The organism is Burkholderia sp. BKH01 (genome assembly GCF_025685725.1).
Taxonomy (GTDB): Bacteria; Pseudomonadota; Gammaproteobacteria; order Burkholderiales; family Burkholderiaceae; genus Burkholderia; species Burkholderia pyrrocinia_C.
On sequence record NZ_JAOTQT010000007.1, the window covers coordinates 101,707 to 116,173 of the forward strand.

The window sequence follows — 14,467 nt, forward strand, 5'->3', positions numbered from 1 at the left end:
CCGCGGCCGGATCGGCTACGCGTTGCCGGCTGGCTACCCGTCGTCGGTAGGCCGCCCCGTCAGTCGTCGAGCAGCGACACGTCGCGCACCGCGCCCTTGTCGGCCGACATGACCAGCTTCGCGTATGCCTTCAGCGCCGCGGACACCTTGCGCGGACGCGGCTGCGCCGGCTTCCAGCCCTTCGCGTTCTGCTCTTCGCGGCGGCGCGCCAGTTCCTCGTCCGACACCAGCACGTCGATCGTGCGGTTCGGGATGTCGATGCGAATCCTGTCGCCGTCGCGCACGAGGCCGATCGCGCCGCCCGCTGCCGCTTCCGGCGAGCAGTGACCGATCGACAGGCCCGACGTGCCGCCCGAGAAGCGTCCGTCCGTCAGCAGCGCGCATGCCTTGCCGAGCCCCTTCGACTTGATGTAGCTGGTCGGGTAGAGCATTTCCTGCATGCCGGGGCCGCCCTTCGGGCCTTCGTAGCGCACGATCACCACGTCGCCGGCCTTGACCTTGTCGTTCAGGATGTTCTCGACCGCTTCGTCCTGCGATTCGGTCACGTGAGCCGAGCCTTCGAACACGTGGATGCTTTCGTCGACGCCGGCCGTCTTCACCACGCAGCCGTCGAGCGCGATGTTGCCCGTCAGCACCGCGAGGCCGCCTTCCTTCGAGAACGCATGCTCGTACGAGCGGATGCAGCCTTCGGCGCGGTCGAGGTCGAGGCTCGGCCAGCGCGTGTTCTGGCTGAACGCGACCTGCGTCGGGATGCCGGCCGGGCCGGCGAGGTAGAACGTGCGGACCGCGTCGTCCTGCGTGCGGACGATGTCCCACTGGTCGAGCGCGTCCTTCAGCGTCGGGGCGTGCACGGTCGGCACGTCGGTGTGCAGCTTGCCGGCGCGCTCGAGCTCGCCGAGGATCGCCATGATGCCGCCTGCGCGGTGCACGTCCTCGATGTGGTACTTGTTCGTGTTCGGCGCGACCTTGCACAGCTGCGGCACGGTGCGCGACAGGCGGTCGATGTCCTTCATCGTGAAGTCGATGCCGGCTTCCTGCGCGATCGCCAGCAGGTGCAGGATCGTATTGGTCGAACCGCCCATCGCGATGTCGAGCGTCATCGCGTTCTCGAACGCCTTGAAGCCGACCGAGCGCGGCAGCAGGCGCGCGTCGTCCTGCTCGTAGTGCTGGCGCGTCAGTTCGACGATGCGGCGGCCGGCGCGCTTGAACAGTTGCTCGCGATCGGCGTGCGTCGCGACCACCGTGCCGTTGCCGGGCAGCGACAGGCCGAGCGCTTCGGTCAGGCAGTTCATCGAGTTTGCGGTGAACATGCCTGAGCACGAGCCGCAGGTCGGGCAGGCCGAGCGTTCGACTTCGGCGACGTCGGCGTCCGAATACGACTGGTCGGCCGCGATCACCATCGCGTCGACGAGGTCGAGCTTCTTCAGTTCGACGGTCTTGGTGACCGGGTTCGCGAGGCGCGTCTTGCCGGCTTCCATCGGGCCGCCCGACACGAAGATCACCGGAATGTTCAGGCGCATCGCGGCCATCAGCATCCCCGGCGTGATCTTGTCGCAGTTCGAGATGCACACCATCGCATCCGCGCAGTGCGCGTTCACCATGTATTCGACCGAGTCGGCGATGATGTCGCGGCTCGGCAGCGAATACAGCATGCCGTCGTGGCCCATCGCGATGCCGTCGTCCACCGCGATCGTGTTGAATTCCTTCGCGACGCCGCCGGCGGCCTCGATCTCGCGCGCGACGAGCTGGCCGAGATCCTTCAGGTGCACGTGCCCGGGCACGAACTGGGTGAACGAGTTGACGACCGCGATGATCGGCTTCGAGAAATCGTCGTCTTTCATGCCGGTGGCGCGCCACAGCGAGCGCGCACCTGCCATGTTGCGGCCGGCGGTGGAGGTTTTGGAACGGTAAGTGGGCATTGTGGTTGCTGAAGAAATATCGCGGAAAAGGGTGGAGGCACGGGAATGAAGGCCTCTCTCGCGCCCGTGCGAACAACCTCTTGAGCTGCGCCCTGGGCAAACCGCGCGATTATCCCACAGCCGACGGGGGCGTGGCGCCCGCGGGGCCGGCAACCGGCGCGGGTGGCGTGCGGCGTGCGCGGCGCGGAACGCGCGGGCGGCTGCGGCACGCCCGCACGGCCGGTTCGGGAGGCGACCGGATCGTGCTTTTATCGACGATCCATCCGCGCCGCTTCCCCGTTCCGGCGTCAGTCGAGCAGCGTCAGGATCTCGTCGTAAAGCGCCTGCGGAATCCGCACGCCGTTCGCGATGCTGCGCGCGCGGGCGTCGAAGCGCCGTTGCGACGGCAGCCGCGCGCCTTGCGCGACGATCGACCCGAACATCCGCTCGCCGCGCGCGAGGCCCGCGTCGAGATCGTCGCCGAGGAACACCTTCGGATCGAACGCGATCACGAGCTCGCCGTGGCACGGCGTCGCGCCGACGCCTTCGTCGAAATCCATCGATTCCCGGCTCGTCATGTCGCCGATCAGCGCGCCGCCGAGCAATTCGACCATCGCCGCGAGCGCCGAGCCCTTGTGGCCGCCGAACGTGCGCATCGCACCCTGCAGCGCGGCCTTCGGATCGGTGGTCGGCTGGCCGTCGGCGTCGATCGCCCAGTGCGGCGGAATCGCCTTGCCTTGCTTCGCGTGCAGCTCGATGTCGCCGCGCGCGATCGCGCTCGTCGCGAAATCGAACACGAACGGCTCGCCACCCGGGCGCGGCCATGCGAACGCGATCGGGTTCGTGCCGAACACGGGCTCGCGGCCGCCTTCCGGCGCGACCCAGCTGTGGCTCGGGTTCATCGCGATGCCGACCAGCCCCTCGGCCGCGATCGCCTCGACCTCGGGCCACAGCGCGGAGAAGTGGTAGCAGTGGTTGATCGCCATCGCGGCGATCCCGTGCTGCTTCGCCATCTCGACGAGCACGGGCAGGCCGGTTTCGAAGCTCAGCAGCGAGAAGCCGCGATGCGCGTCGACCGCGACGATCGACGACGACAGCCGGCGCAGCGTCGGCACCGCTTGCGGATCGACCTTGCCCTTGCGCAGCGAACGCACGCAGACGAGCAGCCGATACACGCCGTGCGAGTGACATTCGTCGCGCTGGCCCTGCGTGATGACATTGGCGATCGCCCGCGCATGTGCATCGGACATCCCGTTGTGTGTCAGCACGCGCAGCGCGAGCGCATGGACTTCATCGAGCGACAGGACGACTTCGGCGGTTTGCTCAGACATGGTTCACCTCGCGCGGCGCGGGCACGCCGTCGATGCGCTGCGGCACGTTCAGCGGATTGCCGTTGCGGATCGCTTCCGGCAACAGCGCGTCCGGCAGGTCCTGGTACGACACGGGGCGCAGGAAGCGCTCGATCGCGCGTGCGCCGACGGACGTCGTGCGCGTGTCGGACGTCGCCGGGAACGGGCCGCCGTGCACCATCGCATGGCCGACCTCGACGCCGGTGCCGAAGCCGTTGACGAGAATGCGGCCGGCCTTGCGCTCGAGCGTCGGGCGCAGCGCGGCGAACAGCGGCGCGTCGCCGTCGGCGAGATGCGCGGCGATCGTCAACTGGCCTTCGAGCGACTTCAGCACGCGATGCAGCGTATCGGCATCCGGGCAGCGCACGATCAGCGAAGCGGGGCCAAACACTTCTTCGCGCAACTCGGGGCGCGAGATGAACGCGTCGGCCGACGTCGCGAACAGCGCCGCGCGGGCCTGGTAGCGACTGCCTTCGACGCCTTCCGCGAGCAATTCGACCGCGTCGTGCCCACGCAGCGCCGCGACGCCTTGCGCATAACTTGCGTGGATGTGCGGCGTCAGCATCGTCTGCGCGGCCGCCGCGCGCACGGCATCGGCCGCCGCGGCTTCGAACGTGCGCAACGCGGGGCCGTCGACCGCGAGCACGAGGCCCGGGTTCGTGCAGAACTGGCCGGCGCCGAGCGTGAGCGATGCGACGAACTGCGGCGCGATGGTGTCGTGACGCGCGTCGAGCGCGGCGGGAAACAGCAGCACCGGATTGATCGAGCTCATTTCCGCGTAGACGGGAATCGGCTCGGGGCGCGCGGCCGCGATGTGCATCAGCGCGACGCCGCCGCGGCGCGAGCCGGTGAAGCCGACTGCCTTGATGCGCGGATCGGCGACGAGCGCCTGGCCGATCTCGCGCGACGCGTCGAACAGCAGCGAGAACACGCCGGCCGGCATTCCGCATTCGCGCGCGGCCTGCTGGATCGCGCGGCCGACGAGTTCCGACGTGCCCGGATGCGCGGAATGCGCCTTGACGATCACCGGGCAGCCGGCCGCGAGCGCCGAGGCTGTATCGCCGCCGGCGACCGAGAACGCGAGCGGGAAATTCGACGCGCCGAACACGGCGACGGGCCCGACCGCGACGTTGCGCAGGCGCAGGTCGACGCGCGGCAGCGGCTTGCGCTTGGGGCGCGCCGGATCGATTCGCGCATCCAGAAAACCGCCGTCGCGCACGAGCGACGCGAACAGCGCGAGCTGGCCGACCGTGCGGCCGCGTTCGCCTTCGACGCGGGCGCGCGGCAGGCCCGTTTCGGCGACGCAGCGCTCGATCAGGTCGTCGCCGAGCGCCATGACGTGGCGGCCGATCGCGTCGAGAAACGCGGCGCGCGCGTCGAGCGTCGTTTCGCGATACGTGTCGAACGCGTCGTCGGCGAGCGCGCAGGCCGTCTCCAGGTCGTGCAGGCTCGCGCCGCCGAAAGCGGGTTCGAGTTGCTCGCCGGTCGCGGCGGCGATCGCGTGGAGGGTGCCGTTCTGTCCGGCGACGGCGGACTGGCCGATCAGGAGCTGACCTGTGAGTTGCATGGTTTTCCTCGAAAAAAACAGGGGCCGGGTGTGGTGCACCCGGCCGGAGCGATGGTGAGAAAGGGAACGGGTGCGTCAGTCCTCGTCGTCGTCGAGCTGCAGCTTGTCGGATCGGACGCCGGTATTCGCACCCCAGTAGTAGATGACGAGCGCGACGGCCGCGACGACGACCGTGTCGTACGGATGCGCGAGCCGGCCCGTGCCGCCGAAGCCGCCGAGGTACGACAGCACGATCATCGCCGCATAAAACGCGATCAGCCACGCGGACGAGCGCACCTGTTCGGCGAGGCTCAGGTGCGCGGTCGGCACCCAGCGGCGGCACGCGAGATAGATGACGAACATCGCGATCTGCAGGCCGAGCAGCCAGGACACCGTGCTCCAGCCCGACCAGTAGACGATCAGCGCGGCGATCACGAACGACGCGGGGCCGGTGATGCCGAACGCGCTCGCGCGGAACGGCCGCGGCAGGTCGGGTGCGGTGCGGCGCAGCGCGGCGACCGATACCGGCGCGACCGCGTAGCTCAGCACCAGTGCGGCCGACACGATGTTGATCAGCGCTTCCCACGACGGGAACGGCATCGTCCAGAAGATCGCGAGGCCGAACGTGAGCCACAGGCCCGCGCGCGGGATGCCCGACGCTTCGTCGACGCGCGTGAACACCTTGAAGAACGTGCCCGTCTTCGCCCAGCCGTAGACCACGCGCGGCGTCGCGTTCATGTAGATGTTGCCGCAGCCGCTCGGCGAGATCATCGCGTCGGCGACGACCATCACCGCGAGCCAGCCGACGCCGAGCGCGAGCGCGATGTCGCGGTACGGCAGCGTGAACGCCTTGCTGATGTCGTGCCAGCCGCCGGCGAGCATGGCGGTCGGGATGCTGCCGATGAACGCGAGCTGCAGCAGCACGTAGATCAGCGTCGACAGCAGGATCGACAGGATCAGCGCGATCGGGATCGTGCGCTGCGGATTGCGCACCTCGCTCGCGACCGACACGATCGGTGTGAGCCCGAGGTACGCGAAGATGATGCCGCCCGCGGACACGGCCATCTCGATGCCCGGCATGCCGAACGGCGCGAAGCCGTGCACGGTCAGGTTCGCGGGCTTGAAGAACGTGAACAGCACGCCGATCACCGCGAGCGGCACGATGAACTTGAAGATGCTGATGATGTTGTTCGCCTTCGCGAACGTCTTCACGCTCGAATAGTTCAGGTAAAAGAAGAAGCAGAGGAGTGCTGCCTGCACGAGCCAGCCGATCGTCGTCGGGTCGCTCGATCCTTCGACGGTGAGGCCCGGAAACCACGCGGCCGCGTACTGGCGCGCGGCGACGACTTCGATCGCGATCAGGCTCGAGAACGCGATCAGCGTGATGAAGCCCATCAGGTAGCCGAGCAGCGGGCCGTGCGAGAACACCGGATAGCGAACCACGCCGCCCGCGCGCGGCAGCGCGGCGCCGAGTTCGCAGTAGACGATGCCGAGCAGCAGCACCGCGAAGCCGCCGAGCAGCCACGAGAAGATGCCGGCCGGGCCCGCGATCGTCGACACGTGACTCGCGGCGAACAGCCACCCCGAACCGAAAATGGCGCCGAGACCGATGAACGTGAGATCGGTCAGCGACAACTGTTTCTTGAACTTGCCGTGACCCGCGTCGGGGTGCACGGCACGGGAAAGCGGGACCGACGGGTGAGCGTTGCCTTGGCCTGGCATGGGCTTGTCTCCTGGGGGGAATTTCGGTGCAGGCGTCGCGTGCGCCGCGCTCCGACGGAGCTGCGGTGCGGGCCTGCCGGCCGGCGTCGCCCGGTTCGAACGACCGGGGCGGGCCGCGGGCCGTTCACGAGCGGCGCACGCTGGCGCCGGGGCGAACGGGCCCGCAGGCCATGCCGGACCGGAGACGGCGGCGCGCAGGGGGGAAGGCCCGCGCGCCGCCGCAGGGGAAGTCGATCAGAGACCGACGTCGGGCAGCGCCGGGCGCGTTTCGAGCGCCTTCGCGACGATTGCCTTCACTTCCGCGAGCGTGTCGCCCTGCAGCGCGAGGCGCGGCGGGCGCGTGACTGCGCTGCCGCGGCCGACCAGTTCTTCGCACAGCTTGATGCACTGCACGAGGTCGGGGCGCGCGTCGAGGTGCAGCAGCGGCATGAACCAGCGGTACAGCGCGAGGGCTTCGTCGAAGCGCTTTTGCTTCGCGAGGCGGAACAGCGTCTCGCCTTCCTTCGGGAACGCATTCGACATGCCCGACACCCAGCCTTCGGCACCGACCGCGATGCTCTCGACCACGACGTCGTCGAGGCCGGCGAACAGCACGAAGCGATCGCCGACCGCATTGCGCAGGTCGATGAAGCGGCGCGTGTCGCCCGACGAATCCTTGAAGCAGACGATGTTCTCGCAGTCCTGCAGCGCGATCAGCACATCGGGCGTCACGTCGTTCTTGTAGATCGGCGGGTTGTTGTAGACCATCACCGGCAGGTCGGTGCTCGTCGCGACCGCGCGGAAGTGCGCGGCGGTTTCGTGCGGCTTCGCCGAGTAGACCAGCGCGGGCATCACCATCACGCCGTCGACGCCGACGCGCTGCGCTTCGCGCACCGTGTTGCGCGCGAATTCGGTCGTGAATTCGGCGATGCCGGCGATCACCGGAATCTTGCCGCCGGCCGCGTCGCGCGCGGCCTCGATCACCTGCAGCTTCTCGCTCGTCGACAACGACGTGTTTTCGCCGACCGTGCCGCAGACCACGAGGCCCGACACGCCGTCGTTCACCAGGTTCTTCACCACGCGGTGGGTGGCGTCGATGTCGAGGGAAAAGTCCGGCTTGAACTGGGTGCTGACGGCCGGGAAAACCCCGGTCCACTGAATGGCTTTGCGGCTCACTGAAATCTCCTACGTTCGTATCGGTCGGCCGACAGGTGTGTCGGTGTGGCAACCAGTATCGCCGCGCAAATGCCCATCACGCTTGAGTCGTATCGCGGAGCAAAATGACGAAATCGGCACAGCGGCCGCCCGATGCGCGAAGGGCGCCTCGCACTATGCCGATTTCGTCGTCGTCCTTATCGAAAAGCCACAAGCGGATGGACGCGCGACGGAGGAAGCTATGCTCCTTTCCCCACTTCGGACGGCTCATGATGAAGCGCATCCAGATCATCGATTCGCACACGGGCGGCGAACCCACTCGGCTCGTCGTGTCCGGTTTCCCTTCGCTCGGCAGCGGCACGATGGCCGAGCGGCGCGACGTGCTCGCGCGCGAGCACGATTGTTATCGCACCGCGTGCATCCTCGAGCCGCGCGGCAGCGACGTGCTGGTCGGCGCGCTGCTGTGCGAACCGGTATCGCCCGACGCGGCGGCCGGCGTGATCTTTTTCAACAATAGCGGCTATCTCGGCATGTGCGGGCACGGCACGATCGGCGTCGTGCGCACGCTGCATCACATGGGGCGCATCCGGCCCGGCATTCATCTGATCGAAACGCCCGTCGGCACCGTCGAGGCGACGCTGCACGACGATCTGTCGGTCAGCGTGCGCAACGTGCCCGCGTATCGCCACGCGAAGGGCGTCGCGATCGACGTGCCGGGTTACGGCCCCGTGAACGGCGACATCGCATGGGGCGGCAACTGGTTCTTCCTGATCAGCGATCACGGGCAGCGCGTCGCCGGCGACAACGTCGCGGCGCTCACCGCGTATGCGTCGGCCGTGCGCGAAGGGCTCGAACGCGCGGGCATCACCGGCGCGAACGGCGGCGAGATCGACCATATCGAGCTGTTCGCCGACGATCCCGAGCACGACAGCCGCAGCTTCGTGCTGTGCCCCGGCCTCGCATACGACCGTTCGCCGTGCGGCACCGGCACGAGCGCGAAGCTCGCGTGCCTCGCGGCCGACGGCAAGCTCGCGCCGGGTGCCGTGTGGCGGCAGGCGAGCGTGATCGGCAGCGTGTTCCAGGCCAGCTATGAGCAGGCCGACGGCGGCATCGTGCCGACGATTCGCGGCAGCGCGCACCTGAGCGCGGAAGCGACGCTGCTGATCGAGGAAGACGATCCGTTCGGCTGGGGCATCGCGCCGTGAGCGACGCAAGTACCGACGTCGTCGTGATCGGCGCCGGCATCGTCGGCGCGGCGTGCGCGCACGAACTCGCGCAGCGCGGGCTGCGCGTGCTCGTCGTCGACGACGCGAGCGGCGGTGCGACCGCCGCGGGGATGGGCCACCTCGTCGCGATGGACGACAACGCGGCCGAGCTCGCGTTGAGCCATTACTCGATCGAACTGTGGCGCGCGTTGAGCGGCGAGATGCCGGAAGGCTGTGCGTACCGCAACTGCGGCACGTTGTGGCTCGCGGCCGATGCGCACGAAATGGATCTCGCGCGCGCGAAGCAGGCGACGCTTGCCGCGCACGGCGTGGCCGGCGAGCTGATCGACGCGGCGACGCTCGCGCAGCTGGAGCCGATGCTGCGCGCGGGGCTTGGCGGCGCGCTGAAGATTCCCGGCGACGCGATCCTCTATGCGCCCGTCACCGCGAACTGGCTGCTGCAGCGCGCCCCGCGCATCACGTTGCGCCGCGACCGGGCCGTTGCGGTCGACGGACCAAGCGTGATGCTCGCGAGCGGCGACACATTGCGCGCGGAACGCGTGGTCGTCGCGAACGGTGTCGCGGCACGCACGCTGCTGCCCGAACTGCCGCTGCGCCCGAAAAAGGGCCACCTGCTGATCACCGACCGCTATCCGGGCCAGGTGTCGCACCAGCTCGTCGAGCTTGGTTATGCGGCGAGCGCGCATGCGAGCGACGGCACGTCGGTCGCGTTCAACGTGCAGCCGCGGCCGACCGGCCAGCTGCTGATCGGCTCGTCGCGCCAGTTCGATACCGAGGACGCGCGCGTCGAGCCGCCCGTGCTCGCGCGGATGCTGCGCCGCGCGGTCGGCTACCTGCCGGATCTGGCCGACCTGAACGGAATCCGCTCATGGACCGGGTTCCGTTCCGCGAGCCCCGACGGCCTGCCGCTGCTCGGCGAGCACCCGGCGCGGCCGGGCGTGTGGCTCGCGGTCGGGCACGAAGGGCTCGGCGTGACGACCGCGCCGGGCAGCGCGCGGCTCGTCGCCGCGCAGATGGCCGGCGAACGGCCGCCCATCGATATCGAACCGTATTTGCCGGGACGCTTCCTGACCGCGTCCCCCATCGCCGGAGCGCTGACATGATCATTCATCTGGACGGCCGCGCGCTGACGGTGGCCGACGGCGCGACCGTCGCGGCCGCCGTCGCGGCGAGCGGCGACGACACGACGCGCGTGTCGTGCACGGGTGCGGCGCGTGCGCCGTTTTGTGGAATGGGCATTTGCCAGGAGTGTCGGATGACGATCGACGGCCGTCGCCGGCTGGCTTGCCAGACGCTGTGTCGCGATGGAATGCAGGTGGAGCGGACGAGATGAAACAGCAACGACTGAGCGTCGATGTCGCGATCGTCGGTGCGGGCCCGGCCGGGCTGTCGGCCGCGCGGGCCGCCGCGCAAAGCGGTGCAACGGTTGCGATCGTCGACGACAACCCGCGTGCGGGCGGGCAGATCTGGCGGCAAAGCGCAGCGGCCACGCCGGTTTCGGCTGCTGCCGAACGCCTTGCCGTACTGCGGCAGCCAAACGTCACGCACCTTGCTGCGACGCGCATCGTCGCCGAAACGCAACCGGGCACGCTGCTGCTCGAGGACGACGAACGCGGGCTGCTGCTCGAGTTCCGGACGCTGATTCTCTGCTGCGGTGCACGCGAGCTGCTGCTGCCGTTCCCGGGCTGGACGCTGCCGGGCGTCACCGGCGCGGGCGGCTTGCAGGCGCTGATTAAATACGGCCTCGACGTGCGCGGGCAGCGCACGGTGATCGCGGGCAGCGGGCCGCTGCTGCTGGCGAGCGCGGCGACGGCCCGTCAGGCCGGCGCGCGTGTGTCGCACGTGCTCGAACAGGCCGCATGGAGCGACGTGGCCGGCTTCGGCGCGGGGCTGTGGCGCTGGCCGTCGAAGCTCGCGCAGGCCGCGAAGCTCGTCACGGCCGCCTATCGGCCCGACGCGCACGTCGTCGAGGCGTTCGGCGACAAGCGGCTCGAACGCGTGCGGATCCGCCAACGCGATCGCGAGTTCGACGTCGACTGCGACCGGCTCGCGTGCGGCTTCGGCCTCGTGCCGAACACCGTGCTGCCGAGCCATCTCGGCTGCCGGATCGAGAACGGCGCGGTGGCGGTCGACGCGCATCAGCGTACGAGCCGCGACGGGTACTTCGCGGCCGGCGAGTGCACGGGCGTCGGCGGCAGCGAGCTGGCGATGGTCGAAGGCGAAATCGCCGGTTATGCGGCGACCGGGCAGATGGCGCCGTTGGCCGCGCTCGTCGCGCGGCGCGCGCACTGGCAGGCTTTTGCCGATGCCGTACGCGAGCGTTTCGCGATCCGCGAGCCGATCCGCCGGCTTGCGCGGCCCGACACGCTGCTGTGCCGCTGCGAGGATGTGCGCTTCGATGCGGTCGCGCAGGAGCCGGGCTGGACGGCCGCGAAGCTGCAGTCGCGTTGCGGGATGGGCGCGTGCCAGGGCCGCGTGTGCGGCGCGGCCGCGCAGGCGCTGTTCGGCTGGACGCCGCCGGTGCCGCGTACGCCGCTCGTGCCCGCGCGGGTCGGCACGCTGATGCTCGACGGCACGGCGTCCTGCGACGGCGCGTGAAGCGTCGCAGCGAAGCGGTCCGGTCAATGCCGGGCCGCGCCATTCACTCCACCTTCACTTTCTCCCATCCGCCCACCTGGGGCGCCGCGCAGGCACGCAGGCACTCGATCGTCGCGGCCACGGCCGCGCGATTCGCGCTGTCGGGGTGCCAGTACATCGACACCGCGCCCTGGCCCTCGAGCTCCATCGGCAGGATGCGAATCGCGTTCAGTTGCGCGAAGCGCCGCGCGGCGCGGTGCGACGCGACGCCGAGCAGGTCGGTGTTGTTCAGCAGCGTGAGGTTGAGGATCGACGAATTCGATTCGACGCAGTGCGGTGGCCGCACGCGGCCGGCGGCCGTCAGCGCGGTCTCCAGCGCGTTGTGCACGGGCGTGCCTGACGGCCACACGATCCACGAATAGGCGAGCACGTCGTCCCAGCCGACCGACGCCGCACCGGCAAGCGCGTGGCCGGGCCGCGCGACGAACACGACCGGATCGACATACAGCGCTTCGGCGTGCAGATGCGGATCGACGGATGTCGAACCCGAGCGACCCACGACGATGTCCAGTTCGCTGCGCGCGAGTTGCGGCATCAACTGGTTCATCGTGCTTTCGGTGAGCCGCACCTGCGCGCGCGGCATCCGTTTCAGCAATTGCGACACGGCGAGCGGCACAGTGTCGGCCGCCGCGACCCCCGACGTGCCGATCGTCACGAGGCCGCTGCCGCCTTCGCGCAGCGCGGCCATGTCGTCGCGCGCGACGTCGAGTTGTGCGTCGACGCGGCGCGCGTGCTCGATCAGCGCTTCGCCGTAAGGCGTCGGCCGCAGGCCGCGCGCATGCCGCTCGAACAGCGGCAGCCCGACGTCCTCCTCCAGTTCCTTCAGCCATTTCGACAGCGCGGGCTGCGTGGTCGCGAGCGCCACCGCTGACTGGCTCAGATTGCCGGTGTCGGCAAGGCTCAGCAGTACCTGCAAATGGCGCAGTCGCAGCCGGTGAGTCCAGTCCATCGCATGCCTCGTCGCGAAAAGGTATATCCGAAACCATATGGATCAGATGATTTGACCATTTTACCGGGTATGGCTGCGTCGAATATAAATCGGCTGACGGACTGCAACACGGTCCCGGCCCGACCGACACAGCGCCGACGACGATCGGCCGACTCCAAGGAGACATCATGACGACCCGCCATCCGGACGTGCCGCGCGCCGCCTACTACGCACGGATCGCCGAACAGCGCCTCGCGCCGTTGTGGGAATCGCTGCACAACCTCGTGCCGAAATCCCCGCAGCCGGCCGCGCAGGCCGCGATCTGGAAGTACGCGCAGGTGCGCGATCTCGTGCTGCAGGCCGGCAGCGTGATCAGCGCGGAAGAGGCCGTGCGCCGCGTGCTGGTGCTGGAGAACCCGGGGCTGCCCGGCAAGTCGAGCATGACGCCGAGCCTGTACGCGGGCCTGCAGTTGATCCTGCCCGGCGAGATCGCGCCGAGCCATCGGCATACGCAGTCGGCGCTGCGCTTCATCGTCGAAGGGCGCGGTGCGTGGACGGCGGTGAACGGCGAGCGTACGACGATGCATCCGGGCGACTTCATCATCACGCCGTCGTGGGCGTGGCACGACCACGGCAATCCATCCGAGGAAGAGGGCGGCGAGCCGGTCGTGTGGCTCGACGGGCTCGACATCCCGCTCGTCGCGAGCCTCGACGCGGGCTTCGCGGAGAACTACCCGGAAGCCGTGCAGCCTGTCAGCCGCCCGGAAGGCGACAGCTTCGCGCGCTTCGGTCACAACATGGTGCCGGTGCGGCATCGCGCAAGCGACCCGACGTCGCCGGTGTTCAGTTACCCGTATGCGCGCACCCGCGAGGCGCTCGACGCGCTGTACCGGAACGGCGAACTCGATGCGTGGGACGGCGTGAAGCTGCGCTACGTGAACCCCGCGACGGGCGGCTGGCCGATGCCGACCATTGCGACCTTCATGCAGTTCCTGCCCGGCGGTTTCGACGGCCGCACGTACCGCAGCACCGACGCGACGATCTACTGCGTCGTCGAAGGCGGGGGCACCGCACACATCGGCGGCGACGCCTTCGCGTTCGAGCAGCACGACATTTTCGTCGCGCCGTCGTGGGCGCCCGTGCGGCTGTCGGCGTCGTCCGACAGCGTGCTGTTCAGCTATTCCGACCGGCCCGTGCTGTCCGCGCTGAACCTGTTGCGCGAAGCGCGCGACTGACGCCGGCCGGTTTCATCATCGATTCGTTTTTCGTGCGCCGTCGCTGCGGCGCGCGCCCCTTCGTTCATGCCTACGCTGGAGCCGTTCATGACTTTCGTTTTCCCGCCCGAAGCCCCTGTGGCGCTGCCCGTCGCCGGCAGCGACGCCCGGTTCGCGGTACGCCGCATCTATTGCGTGGGCCGCAACTACGCGGCCCATGCACGCGAAATGGGCTTCGATCCCGATCGCGAGCCGCCGTTCTTCTTCTGCAAGCCGGCCGATTCGATCGTGCCGGTCGCGTATGGCGAAACGCTCGATCTCGCGTATCCGTCGCAGACGCAGAACTATCACTACGAAGCCGAACTCGTCGCGGTGATCGGCAAGGGCGGCGCGGACATCCCGCTCGAGCGCGCGCTCGAACACGTGTGGGGCTATGCGGTCGGCCTCGACATGACGCGTCGCGACCTGCAGATGAAGATGCGTGAGATGGGCCGGCCGTGGGAGATCGGCAAGGCGTTCGACCGTTCGGCGCCGATCGGGCCCGTGCATCCGGCGAGCGAAGCCGGGCATTTCGAGCAGGGCGGCCTGTGGCTGACCGTCAACGGCGCGACGAAGCAGAAGAGCGACGTGTCGCACCTGATCTGGTCGGTTGCGGAGACGGTCGCCGACCTGTCGAAGTTTTTCCGCCTCGAACCGGGCGACGTGATCTTCACGGGCACGCCCGAGGGAGTGGGTGCGGTGGTCGCGGGCGACGTGATGAAGGTCGGCGTCGAGCGGCTCGGTGAGCTGACCGTGCGCATGGTCTGACGCGTT

General features: G+C 69.1%; 12 protein-coding genes. 6 read left to right on the forward strand and 6 right to left on the reverse strand.

Annotation, left to right across the window (positions count from 1 at the left end; translation table 11 throughout):
• Positions 1 to 59 precede the first annotated feature (59 nt).
• The 5 genes from ilvD to OEJ37_RS13740 all read right to left on the reverse strand — a co-directional run bounded on the left by ilvD (position 60) and on the right by OEJ37_RS13740 (position 7,670).
• Complete coding sequence (ilvD, locus tag OEJ37_RS13720; protein ID WP_175917815.1) at positions 60 to 1,919, reverse strand: dihydroxy-acid dehydratase; 1,860 nt, start codon at positions 1,917 to 1,919, stop codon at positions 60 to 62.
• Between the two features lie 287 nt (positions 1,920 to 2,206).
• Positions 2,207 to 3,229, reverse strand: a complete 1,023-nt coding sequence (locus OEJ37_RS13725) for an Ldh family oxidoreductase (protein ID WP_174420969.1) — start codon at positions 3,227 to 3,229, stop codon at positions 2,207 to 2,209.
• Positions 3,222 to 4,814 (reverse strand): aldehyde dehydrogenase (NADP(+)), encoded by a 1,593-nt coding sequence (locus OEJ37_RS13730; protein ID WP_263344558.1) that lies wholly within the window; start codon positions 4,812 to 4,814, stop codon positions 3,222 to 3,224. The genes OEJ37_RS13725 and OEJ37_RS13730 overlap by 8 nt, the downstream gene beginning before the upstream one ends.
• Before the next feature lie 75 nt (positions 4,815 to 4,889).
• Positions 4,890 to 6,515, reverse strand: a complete 1,626-nt coding sequence (locus OEJ37_RS13735; protein ID WP_175917817.1) for an APC family permease — start codon at positions 6,513 to 6,515, stop codon at positions 4,890 to 4,892.
• Between the two features lie 234 nt (positions 6,516 to 6,749).
• Positions 6,750 to 7,670, reverse strand: coding sequence for a dihydrodipicolinate synthase family protein (locus OEJ37_RS13740; RefSeq protein WP_059591384.1), 921 nt, complete (start codon positions 7,668 to 7,670; stop codon positions 6,750 to 6,752).
• Between the two features lie 251 nt (positions 7,671 to 7,921).
• Here OEJ37_RS13740 and OEJ37_RS13745 point away from each other — a divergent pair, with 251 nt between their 5' ends.
• Genes OEJ37_RS13745 through OEJ37_RS13760 form a run of 4 tightly spaced genes read left to right on the forward strand, consistent with a single transcriptional unit; the run spans position 7,922 to position 11,473 of the window.
• Positions 7,922 to 8,854, forward strand: a complete 933-nt coding sequence (locus tag OEJ37_RS13745) for a 4-hydroxyproline epimerase (RefSeq protein WP_263344639.1) — start codon at positions 7,922 to 7,924, stop codon at positions 8,852 to 8,854.
• Positions 8,851 to 9,978 (forward strand): NAD(P)/FAD-dependent oxidoreductase, encoded by a 1,128-nt coding sequence (locus OEJ37_RS13750; RefSeq protein WP_263344559.1) that lies wholly within the window; start codon positions 8,851 to 8,853, stop codon positions 9,976 to 9,978. Before OEJ37_RS13745 ends, OEJ37_RS13750 begins: the two co-directional genes overlap by 4 nt.
• Positions 9,975 to 10,208, forward strand: a complete 234-nt coding sequence (locus tag OEJ37_RS13755) for a 2Fe-2S iron-sulfur cluster-binding protein (RefSeq protein WP_012338331.1) — start codon at positions 9,975 to 9,977, stop codon at positions 10,206 to 10,208. The genes OEJ37_RS13750 and OEJ37_RS13755 overlap by 4 nt, the downstream gene beginning before the upstream one ends.
• The gene (locus tag OEJ37_RS13760; RefSeq protein ID WP_263344560.1) at positions 10,205 to 11,473 is read left to right on the forward strand and encodes an FAD/NAD(P)-binding oxidoreductase; all 1,269 of its coding nucleotides are present in this window, start codon (positions 10,205 to 10,207) and stop codon (positions 11,471 to 11,473) included. Before OEJ37_RS13755 ends, OEJ37_RS13760 begins: the two co-directional genes overlap by 4 nt.
• A gap of 43 nt (positions 11,474 to 11,516) precedes the next feature.
• On the opposite strand, the gene OEJ37_RS13765 is transcribed toward OEJ37_RS13760, so the two are convergent.
• Positions 11,517 to 12,461 (reverse strand): LysR family transcriptional regulator, encoded by a 945-nt coding sequence (locus OEJ37_RS13765; RefSeq protein WP_175941884.1) that lies wholly within the window; start codon positions 12,459 to 12,461, stop codon positions 11,517 to 11,519.
• A gap of 167 nt (positions 12,462 to 12,628) precedes the next feature.
• Between OEJ37_RS13765 and gtdA the strand changes: the two genes are divergently transcribed.
• On the forward strand, positions 12,629 to 13,675 hold the full coding sequence (gene gtdA, locus OEJ37_RS13770) for a gentisate 1,2-dioxygenase (protein WP_263344561.1): 1,047 nt from the start codon (positions 12,629 to 12,631) through the stop codon (positions 13,673 to 13,675).
• A gap of 87 nt (positions 13,676 to 13,762) precedes the next feature.
• Positions 13,763 to 14,461, forward strand: coding sequence for a fumarylacetoacetate hydrolase family protein (locus OEJ37_RS13775; RefSeq protein ID WP_263344562.1), 699 nt, complete (start codon positions 13,763 to 13,765; stop codon positions 14,459 to 14,461).
• Positions 14,462 to 14,467 lie beyond the last annotated feature (6 nt).